20 protein-coding genes are annotated in these 23,430 nt (G+C 73.5%); 6 read left to right on the top strand and 14 right to left on the bottom strand.

What is annotated here, in order from left to right:
- Window positions 1-11: 11 nt before the first annotated feature.
- On the bottom strand, window positions 12-938 hold the full coding sequence (locus GTW67_RS36015) for a LysR family transcriptional regulator ArgP (protein ID WP_161168914.1): 927 nt from the start codon (window positions 936-938) through the stop codon (window positions 12-14).
- Window positions 939-1,030: 92 nt separating this feature from the next.
- Here GTW67_RS36015 and GTW67_RS36010 point away from each other — a divergent pair, with 92 nt between their 5' ends.
- Together GTW67_RS36010 and GTW67_RS36005 are read left to right on the top strand one after the other, a co-directional pair.
- Window positions 1,031-1,645, top strand: coding sequence for a LysE/ArgO family amino acid transporter (locus GTW67_RS36010; protein ID WP_161168913.1), 615 nt, complete (start codon window positions 1,031-1,033; stop codon window positions 1,643-1,645).
- A gap of 103 nt (window positions 1,646-1,748) precedes the next feature.
- On the top strand, window positions 1,749-3,065 hold the full coding sequence (locus tag GTW67_RS36005; protein ID WP_161168912.1) for an MFS transporter: 1,317 nt from the start codon (window positions 1,749-1,751) through the stop codon (window positions 3,063-3,065).
- Between the two features lie 7 nt (window positions 3,066-3,072).
- Here GTW67_RS36005 and GTW67_RS36000 read toward each other — a convergent pair whose 3' ends face one another.
- The 3 genes from GTW67_RS36000 to GTW67_RS35990 form a co-directional block, all read right to left on the bottom strand.
- Window positions 3,073-3,528: a cyclic nucleotide-binding domain-containing protein gene (locus tag GTW67_RS36000; RefSeq protein WP_161168911.1), complete on the bottom strand. Its 456-nt coding sequence runs from the start codon at window positions 3,526-3,528 to the stop codon at window positions 3,073-3,075.
- Between the two features lie 336 nt (window positions 3,529-3,864).
- Complete coding sequence (locus GTW67_RS35995; protein WP_161168910.1) at window positions 3,865-5,343, bottom strand: aminotransferase class I/II-fold pyridoxal phosphate-dependent enzyme; 1,479 nt, start codon at window positions 5,341-5,343, stop codon at window positions 3,865-3,867.
- 106 nt (window positions 5,344-5,449) lie between these two features.
- Window positions 5,450-5,671, bottom strand: a complete 222-nt coding sequence (locus GTW67_RS35990; protein WP_161168909.1) for a hypothetical protein — start codon at window positions 5,669-5,671, stop codon at window positions 5,450-5,452.
- 163 nt (window positions 5,672-5,834) lie between these two features.
- On the opposite strand from GTW67_RS35990, the gene GTW67_RS35985 reads away from it, so the two are divergent.
- The 4 genes from GTW67_RS35985 (at window position 5,835) to GTW67_RS35970 (ending at window position 8,887) form a co-directional block, all read left to right on the top strand.
- Entirely contained in the window at window positions 5,835-6,278 is a 444-nt protein-coding gene (locus GTW67_RS35985; protein ID WP_161168908.1) for an ATP-binding protein, read from the top strand.
- A 179-nt stretch (window positions 6,279-6,457) separates the two neighbouring features.
- Complete coding sequence (locus GTW67_RS35980; RefSeq protein WP_161168907.1) at window positions 6,458-7,324, top strand: SigB/SigF/SigG family RNA polymerase sigma factor; 867 nt, start codon at window positions 6,458-6,460, stop codon at window positions 7,322-7,324.
- A gap of 254 nt (window positions 7,325-7,578) precedes the next feature.
- On the top strand, window positions 7,579-8,412 hold the full coding sequence (locus tag GTW67_RS35975; RefSeq protein ID WP_161168906.1) for a DUF1206 domain-containing protein: 834 nt from the start codon (window positions 7,579-7,581) through the stop codon (window positions 8,410-8,412).
- Window positions 8,413-8,452: 40 nt separating this feature from the next.
- Window positions 8,453-8,887: a hypothetical protein gene (locus GTW67_RS35970; protein WP_161168905.1), complete on the top strand. Its 435-nt coding sequence runs from the start codon at window positions 8,453-8,455 to the stop codon at window positions 8,885-8,887.
- Window positions 8,888-8,891: 4 nt separating this feature from the next.
- Here GTW67_RS35970 and GTW67_RS35965 read toward each other — a convergent pair whose 3' ends face one another.
- From GTW67_RS35965 to GTW67_RS35920, 10 genes are all read right to left on the bottom strand, one after another.
- On the bottom strand, window positions 8,892-11,138 hold the full coding sequence (locus tag GTW67_RS35965) for an FUSC family protein (protein ID WP_161168904.1): 2,247 nt from the start codon (window positions 11,136-11,138) through the stop codon (window positions 8,892-8,894).
- A 96-nt stretch (window positions 11,139-11,234) separates the two neighbouring features.
- Window positions 11,235-12,611: an NAD(P)/FAD-dependent oxidoreductase gene (locus tag GTW67_RS35960; RefSeq protein ID WP_161168903.1), complete on the bottom strand. Its 1,377-nt coding sequence runs from the start codon at window positions 12,609-12,611 to the stop codon at window positions 11,235-11,237.
- A gap of 226 nt (window positions 12,612-12,837) precedes the next feature.
- On the bottom strand, window positions 12,838-14,574 hold the full coding sequence (locus tag GTW67_RS35955; RefSeq protein WP_161168902.1) for a PP2C family protein-serine/threonine phosphatase: 1,737 nt from the start codon (window positions 14,572-14,574) through the stop codon (window positions 12,838-12,840).
- Window positions 14,571-15,635: an ATP-binding SpoIIE family protein phosphatase gene (locus GTW67_RS35950; RefSeq protein WP_161168901.1), complete on the bottom strand. Its 1,065-nt coding sequence runs from the start codon at window positions 15,633-15,635 to the stop codon at window positions 14,571-14,573. The genes GTW67_RS35955 and GTW67_RS35950 overlap by 4 nt, the downstream gene beginning before the upstream one ends.
- Window positions 15,635-16,075: an anti-sigma regulatory factor gene (locus tag GTW67_RS35945; protein WP_161168922.1), complete on the bottom strand. Its 441-nt coding sequence runs from the start codon at window positions 16,073-16,075 to the stop codon at window positions 15,635-15,637. Before GTW67_RS35945 ends, GTW67_RS35950 begins: the two co-directional genes overlap by 1 nt.
- Complete coding sequence (locus GTW67_RS35940) at window positions 16,075-16,506, bottom strand: STAS domain-containing protein (RefSeq protein WP_161168900.1); 432 nt, start codon at window positions 16,504-16,506, stop codon at window positions 16,075-16,077. The genes GTW67_RS35945 and GTW67_RS35940 overlap by 1 nt, the downstream gene beginning before the upstream one ends.
- On the bottom strand, window positions 16,503-17,399 hold the full coding sequence (locus tag GTW67_RS35935; RefSeq protein ID WP_161168899.1) for an STAS domain-containing protein: 897 nt from the start codon (window positions 17,397-17,399) through the stop codon (window positions 16,503-16,505). Before GTW67_RS35935 ends, GTW67_RS35940 begins: the two co-directional genes overlap by 4 nt.
- Before the next feature lie 168 nt (window positions 17,400-17,567).
- Complete coding sequence (locus tag GTW67_RS35930; protein ID WP_161168898.1) at window positions 17,568-17,960, bottom strand: anti-sigma factor antagonist; 393 nt, start codon at window positions 17,958-17,960, stop codon at window positions 17,568-17,570.
- Window positions 17,961-18,134: 174 nt separating this feature from the next.
- A complete protein-coding gene (locus GTW67_RS35925; RefSeq protein ID WP_237519193.1) occupies window positions 18,135-20,495 on the bottom strand; it encodes a SpoIIE family protein phosphatase in 2,361 nt (786 codons plus the stop codon).
- A 226-nt stretch (window positions 20,496-20,721) separates the two neighbouring features.
- Window positions 20,722-23,430: response regulator (locus GTW67_RS35920; protein ID WP_161168896.1), on the bottom strand; the 2,709-nt coding region annotated here is incomplete at its 5' end.

Genomic DNA, 23,430 nt, shown 5'->3' with positions numbered 1-23,430 from the left:
CTGTCGGGCACTCAGCTCCGCAGCGCCCCGGCCGCCGCCGTCACCACCGCGTCGGCCACCGCCGCCAGCGCGGGCGAGTCGAGCTTCCACTGCTGCCAGTACAGGGGCACGTCGACCGCCCGCTCCGGCGCGAAGTCGACCAGCCGGCCGGTGCGCAGCAGGGGCTCCGCCTGCGGCTCGGGCACCATGCCCCAGCCCAGCCCGGCGGCGACCGCCGCCACGAACCCCTCCGAGGTCGGCACGTAGTGCTGCGCCGTGCCCGCCCCGTCCCGCCCGAGCCGCCGCACGAAGCCGTCCTGGAAGTCGTCCCGCCGGTCGAAGACCACCACCGGCGCCTCGGCGAGCCGCCCCGGCAGCGGCCCGTCCAGGTGCCGGGCGGCGAAGCCGGGGGCCGCGCAGGGCCGGTAGCGCATCCGCCCCAGGAACCGGACGGTGCAGCCCGGCACCGGATCGGGCGAGGAGGTCACCGCGGCCATCACCACGCCCTCGCGCAGCAGGGCCGCCGTGTGGTCCTCGTCCTCGCGGCGCAGCTCGAAACAGAGCCGGGGCTCCTGGGACACCCGCGTGAGCGCGCCGAGGAACCAGGTCGCGAGCGAGTCGGCGTTGACGGCCACCGAGACCCGGGTCGGCTCCCCGGCACCGCTCAGCCCCAGCTCCGCGTACGCGTCCCGCTCCAGCCGGGCCACCTGCCGGGCCAGCCGCACCAGCACCGCCCCGGACTCCGTTGGCCGCACCGGCTTGGTGCGCAGCAGCAGCACGCGCCCGGTGCGCTGCTCCAGCGCCTTCACGCGCTGGCTGACCGCGGACGGCGTCACGTGCAGCGCGGCGGCGGCCGCGTCGAACGTGCCCTCGTCCACCACGGCCAGCAGGGTGCGCACCTGGTCCAGCGGCAGATCCGCGAGCACCGCCGCGCCCGCCGCCCCCGTCGTGGCCGTCATCGCCCTCGCTCCTCGCTCTCTTCAGGAGAGCTAATGATAGGTAAGAATCTTTAGCTGTACCTGCGGTGATCGTCCCGCTTAGCGTCGAGGGCATGACCAACGCACTGTCCGCCGCGGCCGCCGGCTTCGGCACCGGCCTCTCGCTCATCGTCGCCATCGGTGCCCAGAACGCCTTCGTCCTGCGGCAGGGCGTCCGCCGCGACGCCGTCCTCGCCGTGGTCGGCATCTGCGCCCTGTCCGACGCCGTCCTCATCGCCCTCGGCGTCGGCGGGGTCGGCGCGGTGGTGGTGGCCTGGCCGAACGCGCTGACCGCGGTCGCCTGGGTCGGCGGAGTCTTCCTGCTCTGCTACGGCGCCCTGGCCGCCCGGCGCGTGTTCCGGCCGGCCGGCGCGCTGCGGGCCGAGGGCGACGCGGCCGGTTCGCGGCGGCGGGCGGTGCTCACCTGCCTGGCGCTGACCTGGCTCAACCCGCACGTCTATCTGGACACCGTGTTCCTGCTGGGTTCCGTCGCCGCCGACCGCGGCCCGCTGCGCTGGACCTTCGGCCTGGGTGCCGCCTTCGCCAGCCTGTGCTGGTTCGCCGCGCTCGGGTTCGGCGCCCGCTTCCTCGGCCGCTTCCTGGCCCGGCCCGCCGCCTGGCGCATCCTGGACGGGCTGGTCGCCGCCACCATGATCGTGCTCGGGCTCACCCTCGTCGCCGGCGCGTGAACGGGCCGGTGTCCGGACAGGCCGCGCGGTGCGGGCGCGGCCGAACAGAGCTGCGATAGTGGGCTCGCCAAATCGAAAGATGTAACGAGCACGTAGGAAGCGCGTGGACACGAGCGAGAGCAGTACCGAATCCCCGGACGAGGCCTCCGCCCCGAAGGCGGGCCCCGCCCCGGACGAGGCCAGGCGGCGCGGCTGGCGCCGCTGGGCCATGGACACCCGCCCCCTGCGCCGTCCCGCCTACCGCAGGCTGTGGTCCTCGACCATCGTCACGGCCGTCGGCAGCCAGCTCACCGCCGTCGCCGTGCCCAAGCAGATCTACGACATCACCGGCTCCTCCGCCTGGGTCGGCGCCGCGAGCCTCGCCGGACTGCTGCCGCTGATCGTGTTCGCGCTGTGGGGCGGCGCGGTCGCCGACACCATGGACCGCCGCAAGCTGCTGCTGATCACCAACACCGGCATCGCCGTGACCTCGCTGCTGTTCTGGGTGCAGGCCGTCACCGGTCTGGAGTCGGTGGCCGTCCTGATGCTCCTGCTCGCGCTGCAACAGGCCTTCTGGGGCCTCAACGCCCCCGCCCGCAACGCCTCCATCGCCCGTCTGGTCCCCGCCGGCGAACTCGCCGCCGCCAACGCGCTCGGCTCGACCGTCATGCAGACCGGCCAGGTGGTCGGGCCGCTGCTCGCCGGCGCGCTCATCCCCGTCATCGGCCTGCCCGAGCTGTACCTGATCGACGCGCTGGCCCTGTGCGTCACGGTGTGGGCGGTCCACCAGCTGCCCGCCCTGCCGCCGCTGGCGGGCACGGCCGTGCGGCGCGCGGGCGTCCGCGAGGTCGTGGCCGGCTTCCGCTACATCGCCGGGCACAAGGTGCTGCTGCTCTCCTTCCTGGCCGACATCGTCGCGATGGTCCTCGGCATGCCCCGCGCGCTGTTCCCGCAGCTCGCCGCCGAGACGTACGCCCCCTGGGGCGAAGGGCTCGCCCTCGGCCTGCTGTTCGCGGCCATCCCCATCGGCGCGGTGGCCGGGGGCCTGTTCTCCGGCACCTTCTCCCGGGCGCGCCGGCACGGCTGGATGGTGATCGGCGCGGTCGTCGTCTGGGGCGCGGCCATCGCCGGGTTCGGGCTCAGCGGCAGCCTGTGGCTCGCGGTGGCCTTCCTCGCCGTCGCCGGGATCGCCGACATGGTCTCCATGGTGTTCCGCGGGGCGATCCTGCTGTCCGCCGCGACCGACGAGATGCGCGGGCGCATGCAGGGCGTCTTCACCGTCGTCGTCGCCGGCGGTCCCCGTCTGGCCGACGTCCTGCACGGCGGCGCGGGTTCGGCCTTCGGCGCACGGCAGGCGGTCGCGGGCGGCGGACTGCTCGTCGTCGTGGTGATGCTGGCCCTCGCCGCGGCCGTACCGGCGCTGCGCCGCTACCGGGTCTGACGCCGCGTCACAGCGTGCTGCGGCCCCGCAGCGCGGCGTGCTCCATCAGCCGGCTGCGGGTGGCCTCCAGCCGGTGCGCGAGGATCTCGGCCACGGTCCGCACCAGCACGATCCCGAGCTGCGGGTCCTCCTCGCACAGGGCGAGCACCGACGCCGCGTCGAACTCGTAGGCGCGGACCGGGCTGAAGGCCTCGGCGCCGAAGTCCCACTCGTACGGCGGGAACAGCCAGGACCAGCCGAGCAGGTCGCCGACGCCGAGGCTGGCGACCGTCACCCGCTGGAGGGACGTCACCTGCTGGGTCAGGGAGACCGCGCCGGACCGGATGACCCAGAAGCGGTCGGCCCTGTCTCCGGCCTCGAAGATCCGGGTGTCCTCCGGGAAGGACACCTCGCGGGCGAGCGCCGTGAGACGGGCGCGCTGGTGCGGGGGGAGGGCGGTGAGCAGTTTGATCGCTTTGGTCATGACCTGGGGCTCCTCGCCGACGATTCGGTTCCGGTGCTTTCCCTATGCACCATTTCAGCCGCTGCCGCCGCCGTGAGCACCTCGGCGGACGAGGATTCCCGGACGGATTCCGTGCGGGTTGCGTGGAGCCGGTGCCGAGGCATGAGAAAGGGCATGAAAAAGCCCTGGCTGGACGGGGGAAGCCAGCCAGGGCCGTAAGCGGTGACACACGGAGGACATGTCGTCGACTCCGTCGCCACGTATGGATGAACGCTAAACCATCTCTCCGCGTTCCGGAAACCGGGAACCCGGTCACGTGACCTGTTTCACTGGGCCGTCGCCCGGTGTGACGAGGTGTCACCCATCGTCCTCCGCGACGACCCTGACCGTGTCCAGCGACGGGTCGCTCGGATCCGGCAGGAACATCCCCGCCTCCAGGCCGCTGCGCAGATACCTCAGCACGGGCTCGGTCAGCCGCTCGCCCGGCAGCACCGCCGGGATGCCGGGCGGGTACGGCGTGATCATCTCCGCGGAGACGCGCCCCGCGGCCCGGTCGAGCGGCACGGCCTCGGCCCGCCCGAAGAACGCGTCCCGGGGCAGCATCACCTGCGGCATCCGCAGCTCCGACGGCGACGGCACCTCGACGCGCGGCGCGGCGTCCAGGTCCGGCGCCGCCCGGGCGAGGTCCTTCAGCGCGGAGAGCAGCTCGCCGGTGGTCTCCCGGTCGTCACCGTGGGTGACCTGGGCGCCGATGCGACGGTGGTCGGTCAGATGCGCCACGATGCCGCGGTGCTCGCGCAGCCAGTCCGCCGCCTGGTAGCCGGACACCCCGAGCCCGTCGAGGTCGATGACGACCGGCAGCGGGTCGAAGCCGTGGGCCAGCCCCGGGCCGCAGAAGTCGTCCCGGTCGTTGACGTGCATCCCGTCGATCTCCTCGACGGCCGACCGGACCTCGGCCACCAGGTCCAGCGCGCCGCCCATGATCTCCCGCCCCCGCAGCGCCATCTGGCGGCGCCAGCCGTCCAGCCCGGCGAAGATCAGCGCCGACGGGCTGGTCGTGCCCAGCAGGTCCGCCCGCATGCCGAGCAGCTCCGGCGGGACCAGGTCGCCGCGCAGATGGAACACGGAGCCCTGCTCCAGGCCGCTGCCCATCTTGTGGATGCTGGTCACGCAGATGTCGGCGCCGGCGTCCATCGCCCAGGACGGCAGATCGGGGTGGAAGGGCAGGTGCGCCCCCCACGCCTCGTCGACGATCAGCGGCGCGGAACGCCGGTGGCAGACCTCGGCGACGGCCCGCAGATCGGCGCTCGCCCCGTACGGCGTCGGGCTGGTGATCAGCGCGCCCTTGGCGTCGGGGTGCTCGGTGAACGCCCGCTCGAACTCCTCGGCCGACGGCGGATGGGCGAGATGGCGCTCCGCGTCCCAGCGGGGCTCCACCCAGACCGGCTCGATGCCGGACAGGATCAGACCCGCCACGACGGACTTGTGGGCGTCCCGGCCGATCAGCAGCTTCTCGTGCGGGCCCGCCACGGCGAGCATCGCCGCCTTCACGGACAGGCTGCTGCCGCAGGTCGAGAAGAAGGTGTGGTCGGCGTGCACCGCGTCGGCCATCAGCTCCTGGGCGCGCTGGAGCACCCGGTCCCGGGTGAGCCGGTCGTCGAGACCGCCGGTCGCCAGGACGTCACCGAGGAAGACGGCGTCGCCCAGCACCTCACGCACCGCGGGATCGGCACCGCGCGCCTGCTTGTGCCCGGGCGGCGTGAACGACAACCGCCCCTCGCGCCGATACGCGACGAGGGCTTCCAGAACGGGCGCACAGCTGTGGTCGACAGTCATGCCGCCCCGGTTTCCCGCCCCGGGCCGACATCAATCCGGCCGCACGGCAGTCTGCCGGCCCGGCGGGCATGCCTCCGTCCGCCCCGGCCCGCCGGCCCCGCCGGTGTCAGCCGGTCTCCGTGCGGCGGCCCGGGGTCAGGACCTCGTCCAGTACGCGCAGGACCGCCTCGTACGCCACCGTGCGGACCGCTGCCTCCTGGGAGGCCTCCGGGTCCGTCGAGCGCAGTTCTTCCCTCCGTGCCCGCCACGTCCGTTCCTGTTCCATCGCGCAGGTCCTCGCGCGGTGCATGCGGCGCAGCAGTTCGTCCGAGTCCACAACATCCGTCATGCACTCCGCGTACCCCCGCTCGGCGCCCGGATGGCCGCTGGGCCGTAAGGAGGGCCGAAGGTTTGGGGGTGCGGACAGAGGTCAGCCGGAAAACATGAGGTCCGTCGCGGACGCACCGCGCGGCCCGGCCGTCCCCCCACCCCTTCGACCAGGGAGCCGACGGATGTGTGACAGGCACACCACCCCCTTCGCCCTCGAACGGTCCGGCGTGGACCGCCACCGGCTGTCCCCGCCGTGCAGACCCGCCGAGGCGCGCAGCACGGTGGAGCGCGTGGTCACCGAGTGCTGCCGCACCGACCACGTGCCGTGCGACGCGGGGGCCCTGTCGGACGCCGTGCTCGTCGCCTCCGAGCTGACCACCAACGCCATCCTGCACGGAGGCGGCATCACCGACTTCCAGGTCGACGTGGACGGCGTCGGCGTCCGCCTGTCGGTCAGCGACCGCAGCGCCGAACTGCCCGTGGCCGTGGCACCGACCGACCCGCAGGGCCGCCGGCGCGTCGGCGGCCGCGGCTGGCCGATCGTCTGCCGGCTGGCGCAGGACGTGCGCGTGGCAGATCTTCCGTCCGGAGGCAAGTGCATCACCGTCGTCGTTCCGCTGTCCTGAGTACATTTCGAAAAGCGGAGTTTGTTCCCCCGGCGCAGGGGCAGTCGCAAGTTCGTGCTTCGGACCGGAGGCGCAGCAGCGGGAGCGGTATGACTGCTCCGGCCCCTCCGGGTGGAGACCCGGACAGTGCCGCTTCCGCGGAAAGTTCCCCTGAGACCACCGTTCAGGAGCGAATCCGCATGCTCATTGAAACGCCCACCATCCGTCCCGGAACCCCCGAGCCCGCGAACGCCACCGCCGCTCCTGCCGCCGCGACCCGTCGCCGGCACGACGACGCCCCGGACACCGCCGCCCTCTTCGCGCGGCTGTCGGGCCTGGAGGACGGGCCCGAACGGGACGCCGTCCGCGACGAACTCGTCACCGCCTGGCTCCCTATGGCCCACCGGATCGCCGGCCGCTTCCGGGACCGCGGCGAGTCCATCGAGGACCTGCGCCAGGTCGCCGCGCTCGGCCTGGTGAAGGCCATCGACCGCTTCGACCCGGAGCGCGGTGCCTTCGAGAGCTACGCCGTGCCCACCATCACCGGCGAGGTCAAGCGGCACTTCCGCGACCGCATGTGGGCGCTGCGCGTGCCCCGCCGCGTCCAGGAACTCCGCAACAAGGTCCGGGTTGCCCGGCGCGAGCTCACGCAGAGCCCGGGCAGCCCCGAACCGTCGGTCGCCGCCCTCGCCGCCCACACGGGACTCACCGAGGACGAGGTCAGCGCCGGGATGGAGGCGCTGGAGAGCTTCAGCACCCTGTCGCTGGACGCCGAACTGTCGGCCGGCGACGACGGCTACAGCCTCGCGGACACCCTCGGCGCGGCCGACGCCTCGTACGACACCGTGATCGACCGCGAGTCCGCCAAGGAGGGCCTGCGCAGGCTGCCCGAACGGGAGCGGGCCATCCTCTACATGCGGTTCTTCGAGGACATGACGCAGAGCCGTATAGCCGACCGCCTGGGCATCTCGCAGATGCACGTGTCACGGCTCATCAGCCGCAGCTGCGCCCGCGTGCGCGACGAGGCGATGGGACAGCGCCCGGTCCGCCGGCGCTCCACGGTGTGAGGACGGTCCGGGTCCGCCGGGACGCCCCCGGCGGGCGCGGAGACGGATCCTGACGCCTCACCCCGAAGGTCCGCGGCGTGACGGACGGGGTGAGGCGAGGTGGCGTGCCGCCCCGTGTGCCGGTCGACGGCATACGGGGCGCAGGCATGTCCGGGCCGGCCGTCACCCCACCCGCCGCACCCGCCCCGACCGGGGACGACCCCGGTGTGCGGGGCGGAAGGCGGGGCATGCGGAGTCCCGGAGGGGAGGCTCGCATGAGTGTTCTGACACGCACCGGCCGCGGTACGGCCCGCCGGGCGGCCAACGGATCGGCCGCCGAGGGGGCCGCCAGGGCGGGACTGACCGCCCGCGGCGTCATCTACCTGCTGGTCGGGCTGCTGGCCCTGAGGATCGCCTTCGGCGACGGGCAGCGGCAGGCGGACCGCGGCGGTGCCCTGGCCGAGCTGGCCGACAAGCCGTTCGGCGCCGTACTGCTGTGGGCGCTGGGCGCCGGCCTCGTCGGCATGGCGCTGTGGCGACTGTCCGAGGCGCTCTTCGGCGCCGTCGGCAAGGACGGCCACAAGGCGAAGAAGCGCCTGCCGGCCGCCGCCCGCTGCGTCTTCTACTCGTTCGTCGCCTACTCGGTGCTGGCCTTCGCGGCCGGCTCCCGCGGCAGCGGGGGCGGAGGCGGCGACCGGCAGTCCCGGGACGTCACGGCCAAGGTGCTCGACATGCCCGCCGGACGCTGGGCCGTCGGCGTGGCCGGGGCCGCGATCGTGGTCGCCGGAGTGGTGATCGCCGTGCAGGCCCTGCGCCGCAGCTACCACAAGAAGCTGAAGCTCGGCGCGCTGAGCCCGCGGGTGCGGCGGCTGGTCGACGTCACCGGCGTCGGCGGCGGCACGGCCCGCGGCGTCGTCTTCGCCGCGGCGGGCGCCTTCGCCGTACGGGCCGCGGTCGACCACGAGCCCGACAAGGCCAAGGGCATGGACGACACCCTGCGCTCCTTCGCCGGCACCCCGCTCGGACCGTGGCTGCTGGTCTGCGTCGCCGCGGGTCTGGTGCTGTTCGGCGTGTTCTCGTTCGCCCTGGCGCGCTGGCGCCGGGTCTGAGCCGAGGTCTGAGCCGCGCCGCACGGGGAACACGGGGCGAATGAACGAACACGAGATTCCTCCGCCGGACGGACGTCCCGTGGACGTCTACCTGGACCTCCTGCGCTTCCGCATGGAGACCGACGACTACCAGCTGCTGCTCAGCGTGGTGGAGCCGGTCCTCCAGGCGATCGACGAGCAGCAGATGCCCACCATCGACTTCTCGCTGGACGGCGACAACGCCGAGGCACTGCCCCAGGAGATCCGCGACGAGGCCGCCCTGGTCATCGCCACCGCCGTCACCGGCCGGCTCGACAACGAGGTCGTCGAGATCAGCACCGACGAGACCGGCCCCGTCCGTGTCGTCACGGACGCGGTCACCGCCTCCGACCCCGAACGCCTCGGCGAGATCGCCGACTACCTCAAGGAACGCCACCGGCAGAACGAGGAGCTGCGCGGCATAGCCGAGGCCAGCGGCATGCCGACCGACTTCTGACCTGTCACCGCCGCGGCGTCGCGACCGTCACCCCGAGCGGCCGGGCGAGGCCCACCACGGCCTCGTCCAGCCGTTCCAGGTGCCGCAGGACGCGCCCGGTGATCCTGCCGTAGCGCGGCACGCCGCCCGGCTCGAACTCCAGCAGCGACGCGATGCTCGGCCCGGTCTCCACCTCGGTGGCGGCGTGCTCGTCCTCGACCCGGGCGGCGATCGCCTCGATGTTGCGCACCGTGCGCCGCACCGCCCCGCGCAGCCGCGGATCGGCCGCGATCGACGGATGGGTCGGCAGCAGCTCGGCCGTCGCCGCCAGGGACCTGGCGTGATAGGCGCAGGTCTCCAGCAGCGCCACCACGTACTGGGCCGTGTTCCGGCGGGCCCGCAGCGGCGTGATCGGATGGGTGAGCGGCTGGGTCGCGCCGCGCAGATCGCCCAGCGCCTGGTCCAGGTCGCGCGCCCGGTCCAGCAGATCGGCGGCCGGTCCGCCGCTGAGCTGGTCGACGGCGCCCTCGGTGACGTCCACCAGCCGTTCCAGCACGGTGCCCAGCAGTTCGTTCGTACGCCGGTCCGTGCGGATCGGCAGCACCAGCGCCGCCGCGATGATCCCGCAGGCCGCGCCGAGCGCCGTCTCCTCCACCCGCAGCAGCAGCACCGCCATGCTGTACGTGTGCAGCAGGGTGTACAGCAGCCCGAGCATCGCGGTCACGAAGAACGACATCAGCGTGTAGGACAGCGGCGCCGTGTAGAACATCGCGAAGATGAACACCAGCACCAGGCCGAACGCGGTCCAGGTGTGGTTGCCGACCAGGCCGGCCAGCACGATGCCGGCCACCACCCCCAGCATGGTCCCCAGCAGTCGGCGGTAGCCCTTGACCAGGATCTCGCCCGTGGAGGCCGTGTTCAGGAAGACGATCCAGCAGGTGAGCACCGCCCAGTACCAGCGCTGCGAGGACAGGAACTCCCCGCCCACGATGGCCAGCGAGGACCCCACGGCGACCTGCACGGCCGCTCGGGTGGTGGGCCGCCGCAGCCCGGCCGGCTCCTCCTCCGCGGCGGCCTCCTCGCCGGCGTCGATCGCGGCGTCCTCGGCGTCCAGCTCCTCGCGCGAACGGGCCGTCGCCGGGCTGTCGTCCGACTCGTCCTGCGGGCCGTCCAGCGCGATCCTCAGCCCCATCACCGCACGGGCGGTCTCACCGATGCCGCGGAAGACGTCCTGCACGGCGGGCGTCGCCTCGGGCAGGTTCTCCTCGTCGCGGTAGCCGAGCAGCCGGTTGCGCAGGTGGGACAGGGCCGTACCGCGGGCCTCGGCGGGGGACCGCTGCATCAGCGCGCGCAGCGCCTCCAGGTCCCGGCGCAGGACCGCCGTCGCCTCGCCGGGCGCCGGCGTGCTCCCCACCGACGGCGCGGGAGCGCCCGGCAGATGCAGGGTGAGGGTGTCCGCCCGCTCGGCGCTGCGCGCGGTCAGCAGCAGCAGGCCGAGGCGCTCGGCGGCGATCTCGGCGTCCGCGATGCGGCGCTGCACCAGCCGGGCCGTGGACGCGTCCGGGGTGCCCTCCTCCAGCCGGGACTGGATCATCAGGGCCGTCTCGTGCAGCCGCGCCGTGCCGTCCCGCAGATGCTCCAGCGCCTTGTCGATCTCGTCCGGTCCGGCGTCGAGCAGCTCGATCTGAGCCGAGATCAGCTGCGCCAGCCGGGCCCGGAACGCCTGCCGCAGCAGGGACAGGACGCGGGCGGGCGTCGCCGGCACGATCGCGAACCGCACCAGGGCACTGCACGCGAACGCCACGGCGATCGCCGCCCACAGCCCCGGCAGCGCCGACGTCTTCGCGCCGACGAACAGGGACACGAAGTAGACCTGGAAGCCGATCAGGCCCAGGGCGGTGCCGCGGTCGCCGAACCGGCGGCTGTAGACGGCGCAGAAGATCAGGACGACGAAGAAGAGGTCACCGACGACGACGCGCGAGGTGAGCAGCGCGCTCACCGACACGGACGCCAGCGCCACGGGCAGGCCCAGCGCCAGCGTGACGGCCTGCGCGCCGGGCTGCTTCTCGCGGATGGCGAAGGTCGCGACCATCGCCGACATGGCGCCCGCCACCAGATGCTTGACGTCCGACCCGAGCAGGGCCAGCACCGCCAGCGCCAGGGCGATCGCGCCCACCGTCCGCAGCCCGGCCGTCAGCCGCAGCAGGCCGGGATCCGACGCGGCGACGCGGTCCCGCAGCCGTGCCCCCACAGAGCGCCCCGCTGACTTCACGCCGCCGTACACTCTCCCGACTCACGCTCGATTTCAGGCCATGGCCTAGATCCACTTCTCAGCATGCCATGCCGCGAGCGGGCCGCGGGCAGCGGGTCACAACTGTGCCCGGCCCGCCCCCTCGACCTGCTTGCGCACCTGCTCCGGCGTCAGATAGGCGTCGGTGTACTCGAAGTCCTTGAGCTTGGCCGGCTTGCGGGCCTGGAAACCGGTGCGCACGAAGTCGTCGCCCGCGACCGCGTTCAGCGTCCAGTTGGCCGCCACCCGGGCCTTGGCGACGCCGGTGCGCAGCGCCGACCAGTGGTAGCCACGGGCCACCGCCTGGGCCGGCAGGCCGTGCAGTTCGATGCCGAGGGGCTTGGACACCGCGTCCGTGCCGCCGAGGTCCACGACCAGACCGAGGTCCTTGTGGACGTACGGCCGCATCGGCTGGTTGCGCAGGGTCGCGATGATGTTCTCGGCGACGTGCTTGCCCTGCCGCATGGCGTGCTGCGCGGTGGGCGGGCAGACGGCGCCCTCCTGGCCCTTGGCGAGGTCGGGCACGGCCGCGGAGTCGCCGAGCGCGAACACCCCGTCGTTGCCCGGCAGGCACATCTCGGCGGTGACCGCGAGGCGCCCCTTGACCGTCTCCGCGCCGAGCGTGGCGATCAGCGGGCTGGCGACCACGCCGGCGGTCCAGATCAGCGTGCGGGTGGGCACCACCCGGCCGTCGGTGAAGGTGACCTCCTCGGGCCCGGCCTTCTCGATGGACACGCCCAGGGAGATCTCGATGCCGCGCCGGGTCAGGACCTCCTGCGCGCTGCGCCCGAGCTTGTCGCCCAGTTCGGGCATCAGCTTCGGCGCGATGTCGATGAGGTGCCACTTGATCAGGGCCGGGTCCAGGCGCGGGTAGCGCTTGACGGCCGCGTGCGTGAGCCGCTGGAGGCAGGCCGCGGTCTCGGTGCCCGCGTAGCCGCCGCCGACCACCACGAACTGGAGCCGGGAGGCGCGCTCGGCCGGATCCTGGCTGGCGTCGGCGAGGTCGAGCTGCGAGATGACGTGGTCGCGGATGTACGCGGCCTCCGCGAGCGTCTTCATGCCGAACGCGTGGTCGGTGAGCCCCGGGATGTCGAACGTACGGGTGATGCTGCCGGGGGCCAGCACGATGTAGTCGTACGGTTCGTTGACGATCTCACCGGTGATGGTCCGCACCACGCAGACCTTCGCCTTGAGGTCCACGCCGATGGCCCCGCCCGGGATGATCCGGGTGCGGTACCGGCTGCTGCGGCGCAGGGACAGCGCGATCGACTGCGGTGTCAGCACACCCGAGGCGACCTGGGGCAGCAGCGGCAGATAGAGCTGATAGGCGAACGGCGTCACCAGCGTGACGTCGGCCTCGTGGGGGGAGAGCCTGCGCTCGAGACGGCGGACGCACTCCACGCCGGCGAAACCTGCGCCGACCACCAGGATCCTGGGTCGTGTCACGGTGTTCATCCCTTTCTGCGGCTCCGGGCGGTCAGCCGCGAACGCCATTCGCCTGCCCCTGGATCGCTGCTTCGCACCTCGTCGATCCCATCGCGTCGGCGGCGGTTCGGCGAGCCGGGAGCGCCAGGCAGGCGACACACCCTGTGCACCAGGGTGCCCCGGCCGGGGCCCGTCCGCACCGGGCACGGGTGAACAGCCGGGAACGGACGGGTGGGGGAGTGGTGACCGGGCCGGCTCAGGCGGAGCCGTCGAGGTGGCACAGCAGCAGGCACACGTCGTCGTCGCGCTCGGAGTCGCTGAGCAGGGGCCGCAGGATGCCGTCCGCCGAGCCCTCCAGGTCCGTGTCCAGCTGCTCGGGGGCGAACGACCCCAGGGCCTCGGCCAGCCGTTCGATGCCCGGGTCTATGCCCCGGGCCCGCCGCTCCACCAGGCCGTCCGTGTACAGCGCCAGCGTAGACCCCGGCGCCAGCCGCTCCGTGTGGTCGGCGATCTCCTGCTGGAGCGGGATGCCGAGCATCGCCCCCGGTTTGGCGTCCAGTGTTCGCACTCCGCCGTCCGGGGTACGCAGCACGGGCGGCGGATGCCCGGCGGCGGCCCACGTCAGGGTCGGGTCGTCGGGGTGGAAGCGCGCGATGACCGCGGTGGCGAACAGGTCCGGCTGGAGGTGGTGCAGGAAGATGTGCAGCCGGGTCAGCAGCCGGCCGGGGCTGCCGCCGTCGACGGCGTAGGCCCGCAGCGCGGTCCGCAGCTGGCTCATCATCACGGCCGCCCGCAGCCCGTGCCCGGTCACGTCGCCGACGACGACGATGACCCCGCCGTCGGGCTGGCGGAACGCGTCGTACCAGTCGCCGCCGATGTTCAGTCCGTGCGTGGCCGGCAGATAGCGCGCGGCCAGGCTCAGTCCCGGCGGCGCCGGAAGGTCCGTCAGCAGGGCCCGCTGGAGGGTTTCGGCGATGTCGCGGTTGTGCTGGTAGCGCTGGGCGTGGTCGATGGCGATGGCGGCACGCCGCGTGAGTTCGAGCAGCATCACGGCGTCGTCCGGGTCCCAGCGCTCCCCGGGCGGGGTGAGCGTCAGCACCCCGAGCGGGGCTCCCCGGGTGGGCAGCGGGATGCACAGCAGGGGCTGGTCGGGGTTCAGCGCCGACGGCGGCTGGTCGTCGACGCCCGGAAGCCGGCCCGGCTCGCGGGCGGCGTACTGCGGCCGTCCGGTGCGGGCCGCGACCACGGCCGCGGCGGCGTGCACCGGGGGCCGGTTGCGGTCGCCCTCCTGGTCGAAGATCCAGACGTCGACGGCGGCGGCGTACTCCGGCACGAGCAGGTCCGGCAGCCGGCGCACGATCTCGTGGTGGTCGAGCGAGGCGGTGAGGACCGCGCTCGCGTCCGCCAGGAACGTCAGTCTGCGGCGGGCGTTCTCCGCCTCGGTGCGCGCCTTGCGCTCGGCGGCGAACGCCTCCCGCTGGGCCCGCCCGGCGGCGTCCAGCTCGGCGTGCAGCGCCACGACGCCCTGGTTCGTCTGCTGGAGCTCCTCCCGGTGGAAGGCGACGAGGTCCTCCTGCTCGGCGAGCCGGTCCAGCACCAGCGACGTGTCCTCGTCGGCGCCCAGCAGGGCCTCCGCCAGGGCGTCGGGGTCGTCCGCCACGGCGTCCTCGCCGGCGGCCGGGACCGCCTCGGGGCAGGGCACCGTCATCCGCCACGGCGGCTCACCGTCGGCCGCGGCCTCACGCGCCGGCGTCACCACCGCGTGCAGCTCGCCCTGTCCGGCGTCCGACGTGCCGGCGGGCGCCGTGGTCGCCTCCAGGGTCAGCAGCCAGGTGCCGCCCTTGGTCAGGCACTGCCGCAGCCGCGCGCTCAGCGAGGCCGCCAGCCGCGTCCGCTCCAGCGGCGGAACACCGTGGGCCGCGGCCAGCCGGGCCGTGGCGATACGGGCCCGGGCGGCGTCGGTGACACCGCTGATCTGCCAGGTACGGGTCATGGGCGGTCCGGCGGGGTCGAGGTCAGGACGGCCACGGCGGTGTCGTCACGCACGGGGCGGGCGGAGCTGCTGGCGTCACGGATCGTCACGGCGGCGGTCACGGCCGGGTCGACGTTCGGCGCGCAGGCGTCCGGCGACGGCGTCCACCGGCTCGGCAGGCCGTCGCTGTGCAGGATCAGCACCCGGCCGTCCCCCCACTCCCGCTCCTCGTCGCGCACGGTCGTGGGCCGGTGGGTGCCGACGATGCCGGGCTGGGACACCAGCGGCCGCCAGTCGCCGCCCGCGCAGAGCCGGGCCCCTATGTTGCCGACACCGGCGAACCTGAGCCGCCCGGCCCGCGTGTCGACCTGGGCGACCGCCACGGCCGCGCCGCGGGTGCCGGACAGCGCCGCGTCCAGCCGCTTCAGCGCCTCGGAGGGCACCAGATGGGCGGCGCCGCGCAGCGCCTCCACCGCGGCCGACGAGGCCCGGGCCGCCTCGGGTCCGTGACCCAGCCCGTCGGCGAGCATCAGCGTCACCCGGTCCTCGGTCCGCACCCACGCCCAGGCGTCGCCCGAGTAGTCGTCACCGCCGAACGGCACGTTCACGCCGCCGGCCCGCACACCCGCCACCGGGTCCTTCGCCCCGGCACGGGCACGGGCGGCGCCGCCGATCCGGGCCAGCGCCACGGTGCCCCGGCCCGGGACGCTGTGCAGCTCGAAGTCGTCGGCGAGGCGCGCACAGGTGCCCAGACCCGCCCCGAGCGAGGCCGTCGTGGTGAAGCCGTCGCTCAGGGCGGCCGGCACGTCGGCGATGCCCGGACCGTGGTCGACCGTCGTGATCTGCACGGCCCTGGCCTCGTCGCGGCCGGCCGTCAGGACCGGCGGGGACACCACGTCGATGAGGACCTGGCCGCCCCCGGCGTGCTTGAGCAGATTGGTGGCCAGCTCGGTCGCCACCAGCGACGCGGAGGCGGTGCACTGCTCGTCCAGCCCCGCCAGGGCGGCCGCGTGCTCCGCGGCCACCCTGGCGTCGCGCACCCGGGTCGAGTCGTGCACGGGCACGTCCCACACGCGCGGCATCAGAACTCCTCTCGCGGGCGCGGCGGACGGCCCACCCAGGAGGTCACCCGCACGGTGGTGCCGGTGCCCGGACCGCTGTCGATCGTGAACTCGTGCACCAGGCGCCGGGCACCGCCCAGCCCCATGCCGAGCCCGTCGCCCGAGGTGAAACCGTCGCTCAGCGCCTGCTCCACGTCGGCGATGCCGGGGCCCTCGTCGCTGAAGGTCAGCCTGAGGCCGCGCACGCCGCCCTCGGTCACGGCCTCCGTGTCCATGGTGCCGCCACCGCCGTACACCAGCGTGTTGCGGGCCAGTTCGCTGGCCGCCGTGACCAGCTTCGTCTGGTCCACCAGCCCGAAGCCGAGCTGGGCGGCGGCCTGCCGCACGTGCTGTCGCACCCACACCAGATCCATGTCCGAACGGATCGGCAGGCGGGCCTGGGCGCCCGCGGCAGTGTGCATCACGGACTCTCCTGCCGCAGGCCGCCGAAGCGGGACGACGGAGCCTGCCGCGTGAGGAGGTCCATGGCCACCTCGGTACTGAGCGCGGTGTGCACCCGCGGCAGGGTCAGACCCAGTTCCACCAGGGTGATGGCGACCGCCGGCCGCATGCCGACCACCACGGTCCGGGCGGCCAGCAGATCGGTCTGCCCGGCGATCTCGGCCAGCACCCGGCCCAGGAAGGAGTCGACGATCTCCACGCCGGAGATGTCGATGATCACGCCCGTGGCCCCGGTGCGCACGATGGTCTCGGCGAGATCGTCCTGGAGCTGCTGCGCCGTGCTGTCGTGCAGATCCCCCTGGAGGGTGACCAGGAGGACGTCACCGAGCCGCAGGACCGGTACATACCCCGTCACGGGACCCCCGTGGGGCCCGGGGAAGGCCTCGTTCACCGCGCGACCGGACCGTTCGCGACGGGGTTCACGATGCCGACGCCGAGCTGGTGCAGGACGTAGCCCAGCGCGTCGGCGAGGCTCGCCCGGGTCACCACCGTGCCCAGGTCCAGACCGAGGTGGACCATCGTCTGCGCGATCGCCGGACGGATGCCGGAGACGATGCACTCGGCACCCATCAGCCGGGCCGCGGCGACCGTCTTCATCAGGTGCTGCGCCACCAGCGAGTCCACCGTCGGGACGCCGGTGATGTCGAGGATCGCGTACCGCGCCTGCTGCTCGACGACCGACTCCAGCAGGGTCTCCATCACGACCTGGCTGCGGGCGCTGTCCAGCGTGCCGATCAGCGGCACGGCCACGATGCCGTCCCACAGCTTGATGACGGGCGTGGCGACCTCCAGCAGTTGCAGCCGCTGCCGGTCGATCAGGGCCTGCCCCTCGCTCAGCGCCGTCTGCATGACCACCACGCGCAGGGTGCCCATCAGGACGCTCAGCGTGGTGACACAGTCCCGTACGTGGTCGGCCGAGGCGTCCGGGAGGTCGGATAGCAGCAGGTTCTCGACCGGCGGACGCAGGGCGGCCATCTCGCTCGACACCTGAGCGGTGCTCAGGCCCGCGCGGGACCGTGCCGCCCCCATCCTCGCCAACTGCTCGCGCACCGCGGTGAATCCCGCGGCGTCGGGGTCCTCCACCCGGGAAGCGTCGGCCACTTGGGCCAGCGCGTCCACCACCGACTTCCCCGCCTCGACCGCCTCGTCCCGCGAAACGGTGAACACGGCCCGGAACAAGGGCTCGTCGGCCCACCGCTGGGCGATCTGTTCACGGCGGCGCCGCAGGAATTCCCTGACCTCCTGCGTCGCCGATCCGGCCGTTCCCTCCGCCTGCTCCGGCACCTGCTCCACTCCTCATCCGCGCTGCGCCGTACCGACCCATCGGGCAACGTGACGGCGACGTGACTCTGCCGGGCGACAACTGTAACCACCCGTCGACCTCGTACGACACCTGCTCCCGCACGAGCGGCCCGGACGAGTGGCCGGGACGGAGCGGCGCGGCGGACCGGCTCAGGCGTCCGGCACCTCCGGGCCCCCCGGCTCCCGGTCGACACGGGACAGCGCCTCCTCGACGCTGCCGGAGACCGGCACGGTGATGCTCACACCCGTCAGGTCCAGGATGCGCAGCACCGCCGGGGCGGGCGAGATGATGTGCACGCTGCCCGGGAGGTCGCGCGCCTCCTGGTAGACCCGGAGGATGATGTTCATCCCGGAGGAGTCCATGAACGGGACGTCCGACAGATCCAGCAGGAAGTGCCGTCGGCCGTGGTGCAGTTGGTTGGCCAGGTGGTGCTGGAACTCGGTCGCGGTGTCGACGTCCAGATAGCCCTCCACCTTGAGCAGCGCGACGTCCTCCCGGGGCAGCGTCACCTCGACGGACAGCGGGTTCTGGGCAATGGGCACGTGTACCTCCAACAATCCTGACGGCCAGGGACCGGGCAGCCCCCGTGAGCGACTTCGCAGCCCGCGGACGAGGGGCACGTTCCGGTGATCGAAATCTCACCGGCCGCCATGCCCCTCACCCGCGAACACCGCTCACCGCGCCCGGCGTCTACCCCCGAATCCGACGGCCACACCTCACCCGACCCGGATGCCCACCAGACACGTGTCGTCGTCCGTGTCCGACCTGCTGTAGGTGAGCAGACGGTCCAGGTGCTGGTCCAGCGTCGTGGGGTGGGAACGGGCGGTGCTGAGCAGCTGCGCCAGCGACTCCTCCACCGAGCGGTCACGCCGCTCGATCAGGCCGTCGGTGTACATCAGCAGCGTGTCCTGGGCGGCGAGTTGCACCTCGTCCTCCTCGTAGGCCGCCTCCGCCACGGCGCCCAGCAGCATGCCCCGCACCAGCGGCAGGGGCTTCGCCTCCGGACCCCGCACCAGCACCGGCGGCAGATGCCCGGCGCGGGCCCAGCGCAGCGTCCGCCGGACCGGGTCGTACAGGCCGCACACCGCGGTCGCCGTGACCCCGCCCGTCAGATGGTGCGCCACGATGTTCAGCCAGGACAGCAGCTGCCCGGGGCCCGCACCCGTCACCGCGAGGCCGCGCAGCGCGTTGCGCAGCACGACCATGCTGGTCGCGGCCTCTATGCCGTGCCCGGCCACGTCCCCCACGCACAGCAGCACCATCCGGTTCGGCAGCATCACCGCGTCGTACCAGTCGCCGCCGACCAGCTGCTCCGTCTCCGCCGGCCGGTAGCGGACGGCCACCTGGAGGTCCGGCACCCTGAGCGGGGTCTGGGCGGGCGGCATGATCGCGTGCTGCAACTGCAAGGTCAGCCGGGCGCGTTCGATGGACTGCTGCTCGGTGTGCGCCAGCTGGTCGCGGGTCGCGGCGAGCGCCACCTCCGTCCAGTGCTGGGCCGAGATGTCCTGGTAGGCGCCGCGGACGACGAGCAGGCGGTCGTCGGTGTCCAGCACCGGTTCGGCCACCACCCGCACATGCCGGGTCACCCCGTCCGGACGCTGGAGCCGGAACGCCGCCGACGCCGGCCTGCGGTGGTGCAGCAGCGTGCGCAGGAACCGGCCGATGGGCACGGCGTCGTCCGGATGCGCGTGGGAGGCCAGCTGCTCCAGCGGCACCGGCGTGCTCGTCTGCGGACGCCCGTACAGGTCGAAGAGCTGCCCGTTCCAGGTGATCTCGCCGGTCAGCAGATTCTCCTCGAAGCCGCCGATGCGGCCGAGCCGCTGGGCGTGCTGGAGGAGGCTGGCCAGCCGGGCCGTCTCGTCCTCGATGCGCCAGATGAGCAGGACGGCGTTGCCGTGCCGGCTGATGCTGATGTCCGCGATCGCCGACAGCGGCACCTGGTCGACCAGCGCCGTCAGGTTCATCCGCCGGGCCCGGAACGACTCGCCCGTGGCGTAGACCCGCTCCACGCTCCGGAACAGCTCGCTGTCCCCGGCGGCCATCGGATAGGCCTCCAGCAGCAGCGCCCCGCCCACCACGGCACGCGGCCGCCCGGCGGGGTCCAGGAAGCGGTTGTTGACGTGCTGGATGCGGAAGTCCGCGAGGTGCCCGGCCGCGTCCAGGTGCGGCACCAGCACCAGGGCGGGATCGTGCAGCCCGTCCGCCAGGTCCATCAGCTCCGCGGCGTCCGGCAGCACCCGCGGCTCCAGCCCGGCGCCGTGCGGCGGCGTGTACGTCTCCAGCGTGTGCGCGCACAGCTCCGCCAGGGCCTCCACCTGGCGCACCACCTGGGGCGGCTGCGCGGGCAGGGGCCCAGGCCAGGCGATCTCCAGCACGCCGTGGATACGGCCCCCCGTGCCGGCCGGCACGGCGACCCGGCCGCCCTCCGGGTGCTGGTGCCGGCCCACGCTGGGCAGCCCGGTCCGGGCCAGCGACGTGATCCACTGGCCCGACCGCTCGGTCAGGCCGCGCCGCGCCACCGTCGCCACGTCCGGCGGCACATAGCGCCAGCGCGTGGCCTCGGCGGCCGAGAACCCGGCGGAGCCGGCCAGCGTGAGCGAGCCGTCGGAGCCGGCCGCCCAGATGGCCACGGCGACCGCGCCCAGCGGGCGCAGCGCCTGCTCAAGGAGGGCGTCGGCGACGGCCTGGGTGTCGTCCGCGGCCAGCGCGCCGCTCTCGGCCGCCCGCAGGCGTACGGCGGCGGACTCCGCGGACGGCTGCTCGCCCTCCTCGGACCGCTCCGCCTCCGCCGCGGCGGTGGCCGCGAGGAACGCGTCCGTGACCTCCGACATGCGGTCCCGGGCGGCCTGGTTGATGACGTCGACCGCGAACTCCAGCGGCGTCACCTGGGACTGCTCGGCCAGTTCGGCGAGCTGCCGGGCGGCCTGCGCGGGACCGCAGCCGAGCCGCGCGACCAGGATGCCCTTGGCGAGCTCGATCAGGGCCCGGCCCTCGGCCTCCGCCTGGGCGGCCCGCACCTCGCGGCTGAGCCGGTCCACCGTGGCCGCGAGCCTGCCCACGGGCGACAGCGGGGTCATGCCGCGCAGGTCGGCGGCGGGGCCGTCGACCGCGCAGGACTGGGGCGGCGCGGACGCCGGGGGCGGTGCCGCGGACGGACCGGGCGGTTCGGCGCCGCCGGGTCCGTGCGGCTGGTCGGAGATGCTCACGGTCGCATCACTCCTCGGCTGGAGACCGCCACGGAACACGACGGGACGCGTCGCGCACCGCCCGGCCCACCGGTGTACGGGACGGGGGCCGGCGCGCTCATGCGGGCAGCCAGCGTCGGACGCACGCGATGAGGTCCTGCGTGTCCACGGGCTTGGTGACGTAGTCGCTGGCGCCCGAGGCGATGCTCTTCTCCCGGTCGCCCGGCATCGCCTTCGCCGTCACCGCGATGATCGGCAGCTCGGCGTACTCGGGCATCCGGCGGATCTCCGCCGTCGCCGTGTAGCCGTCCATCTCCGGCATCATCACGTCCATCAGGACCAGCGCGACCTCCGGGTGGCCCACCAGCGTCTCGATGCCCCGCCGCCCGTTCTCCGCGTGCAGGACCCGGAAGCCGTGCAGCTCCAGGATGCCGCTGAGCGCGAAGAGGTTGCGCGCGTCGTCGTCCACGACCAGGACGGTGCGGCCCGACGGCGACTCGTCCACGGGCAGCGGCATCAGGCGCTGCGGCTCGTCGGGGCGGACCAGGGACAGCACGTCCCCGGGCTCCTCGGCGGCCAGGTGCAGCGCGATGCGCTCCCGCAGCTCGTCCAGGCTGGACAGGAACTCCAGCGCCCCGCCCCCGGAGCCGGCGCGCAGGCTCTCCTCCAGCGCCGCGTCCGCGCGGTGACCGCTGTGCACCAGCACCGGCACGCTCGCCAGCGCCGAGTCGCCCCGCAGCGCCTCAAGGAACCGGGACGCCTCGGAGTCCGGCATGCCCAGCTCCAGGACGACGCAGTGGCACGGGTCGGCCGCCAGCGCACCGGCCGCCTCCTGCGCCCCGACGGCGGTGATGACGTCGAGCGGAGGCCTGCCCCCCGCGTCGTCCCGCCCGTGCGACAGGTCGGCGACCACGCTCTCCGCGACCAGGGTCAGCAGGCCGCGCGGCCGCTCCTCCACCACCAGCAGGCGGCGAGGGCGCTGCCGGTGACCGGACGTCAGCTCGGGCAGCGGCGCCGGGCTCGCGAGCACGTCCGCGGGAGACTCGGCCGGCGTCTGCTCCCCGCCCCGGCGCAGCAGCTCCTCGAAGTCGGGCCGGGCCACCGGCAGGAACAGCGTGAACGTGCTGCCCCGGTCGGGCGTGCTGTCCACCGAGACGGCACCGCCCAGCAGCTGGGCGATCTCCCGGGTGATGGACAGGCCGAGGCCGGTGCCGCCGTACTTGCGGCTCGTCGTGCCGTCCGCCTGCTGGAACGCCCCGAAGATCGACTCCAGGTTCTGCTCCGGGATGCCGATGCCCGTGTCCTTCACCCGGAAGGCCACCACGGCACCGCCGCGGACCACACCCTGCGGCACCTCGTCGTCCGGCGCCGGCTCGATGGCCAGCTCCACCCCGCCGCGCTCGGTGAACTTCACCGCGTTGGACAGCAGGTTGCGCAGCACCTGACGCAGCCGGGAGTCGTCGGTCAGCAGGTCGGCCGGCGCGCCCGCGGCCGTCGTCACCGTGAACTCCAGACCCTTCTGCGTCGTCATGGGACGGAAGGTGACCTCGACGTACTCGATGAGCTGCCGCAGCGTCACCCGCTCCGGAGAGACGTCCATCTTGCCGGCCTCGACCTTCGACAGGTCCAGGATGTCGTTGATCAGCTGGAGCAGGTCCGAGCCCGCCGAGTGGATGATCCCCGCGTACTCCACCTGCTTCGGGGTGAGGTTGCGCGACGGGTTCTGGGCGAGCAGCTGGGCGAGGATCAGCAGGCTGTTGAGCGGGGTGCGCAGCTCGTGGCTCATGTTCGCCAGGAACTCCGACTTGTACTTCGAGGCCAGCGACAGCTGCTGCGCACGGGCCTCCAGCTCCTGCCGGGCCTGCTCGATCTGGAGGTTCTTCGCCTCGATGTCCCGGTTCTGGGTGACCAGCAGGGACGCCTTGTCCTCCAGCTCGGCGTTGGAGCGCTGGAGCTCCTCCTGCTGCACCTGGAGCTCCGTGGAACGGGCCTGGAGCTCGGCCGTCAGACGCTGGGACTCGGCGAGCAGCTCGTCGGTGCGGGCGTTGGCCACGATCGTGTTGACGTTGACGCCGATGGTCTCCATCAGCTGTTCCAGGAAGTCCCGGTGGATCGGCGTGAACGGGGTGACCGACGCCAGCTCGATCACGCCGAGGACCTGGCCCTCGACCACGATCGGCACCAGCACCAGGGCGGAGGGCACCACCTGGCCGAGCCCCGAGGAGATCATCACGTAGCCCGGCGGCAGCTCGTCCACCACGATGGTGCGGCGGCTGCGCGCGGCCTGCCCGACCAGCGTGCGGCCGAAGGCGATCCGGGTGGGCCGGTCCGCGTCGTCGGGATAGCCGTAGGAGCCGACGAGCCGCAGCTCGGGCCCCGCCTCGCCGTCGTCGGCCAGGTAGAACGCGCCGTACTGCGCCGACACCAGCGGCACCAGCTCGTCCATGATCAGCTCGGCGACCACGGGCAGGTCCCGGTGGCCCTGCATCAGGCCGGAGATCCGGGCGAGGTTCGTCTTGAGCCAGTCCTGCTCCTGGTTGGCCCGGGTGGTCTCGCGCAGGGACTGCACCATCGCGTTGATGTTGTCCTTGAGCTCGGCGACCTCGCCGGACGCCTCCACGTTGATCGAGCGGGTCAGGTCGCCCTCGGCGACGGCGCTCGTCACCCCGGCGATCGCGCGCACCTGACGGGTGAGGTTGCCCGCCAGCTCGTTGACGTTCTCCGTGAGCCGCTTCCAGGTGCCGGAGACGCCCTCCACCTCGGCCTGGCCGCCGAGCCGGCCCTCGGTGCCGACCTCGCGGGCCACGCGGGTGACCTCGTCGGCGAA

The organism is Streptomyces sp. SID5910 (assembly GCF_009862125.1).
GTDB lineage: Bacteria > Actinomycetota > Actinomycetes > Streptomycetales > Streptomycetaceae > Streptomyces.
This window is presented reverse-complemented; position numbering and strand designations above follow the sequence as displayed.

Excerpts from the sequence above, each read along its gene's own strand:
- GTW67_RS35960 (WP_161168903.1), bottom strand. The coding sequence starts at position 12,611 with ATGAACACCGTGACACGACCCAGGATCCTGGTGGTCGGCGCAGGTTTC.
- GTW67_RS35950 (WP_161168901.1), bottom strand. The coding sequence starts at position 15,635 with ATGCCGCGCGTGTGGGACGTGCCCGTGCACGACTCGACCCGGGTGCGC.
- GTW67_RS36010 (WP_161168913.1), top strand. The coding sequence starts at position 1,031 with ATGACCAACGCACTGTCCGCCGCGGCCGCCGGCTTCGGCACCGGCCTC.
- GTW67_RS35955 (WP_161168902.1), bottom strand. The coding sequence starts at position 14,574 with ATGACCCGTACCTGGCAGATCAGCGGTGTCACCGACGCCGCCCGGGCC.
- GTW67_RS35995 (WP_161168910.1), bottom strand. The coding sequence starts at position 5,343 with ATGACTGTCGACCACAGCTGTGCGCCCGTTCTGGAAGCCCTCGTCGCG.
- GTW67_RS35980 (WP_161168907.1), top strand. The coding sequence starts at position 6,458 with ATGCTCATTGAAACGCCCACCATCCGTCCCGGAACCCCCGAGCCCGCG.
- GTW67_RS35990 (WP_161168909.1), bottom strand. The coding sequence starts at position 5,671 with ATGACGGATGTTGTGGACTCGGACGAACTGCTGCGCCGCATGCACCGC.
- GTW67_RS35975 (WP_161168906.1), top strand. The coding sequence starts at position 7,579 with ATGAGTGTTCTGACACGCACCGGCCGCGGTACGGCCCGCCGGGCGGCC.
- GTW67_RS36000 (WP_161168911.1), bottom strand. The coding sequence starts at position 3,528 with ATGACCAAAGCGATCAAACTGCTCACCGCCCTCCCCCCGCACCAGCGC.
- GTW67_RS35925 (WP_237519193.1), bottom strand. The coding sequence starts at position 20,495 with ATGACCCCGCTGTCGCCCGTGGGCAGGCTCGCGGCCACGGTGGACCGG.
- GTW67_RS35985 (WP_161168908.1), top strand. The coding sequence starts at position 5,835 with ATGTGTGACAGGCACACCACCCCCTTCGCCCTCGAACGGTCCGGCGTG.
- GTW67_RS35945 (WP_161168922.1), bottom strand. The coding sequence starts at position 16,075 with ATGCACACTGCCGCGGGCGCCCAGGCCCGCCTGCCGATCCGTTCGGAC.
- GTW67_RS36015 (WP_161168914.1), bottom strand. The coding sequence starts at position 938 with ATGACGGCCACGACGGGGGCGGCGGGCGCGGCGGTGCTCGCGGATCTG.
- GTW67_RS35970 (WP_161168905.1), top strand. The coding sequence starts at position 8,453 with ATGAACGAACACGAGATTCCTCCGCCGGACGGACGTCCCGTGGACGTC.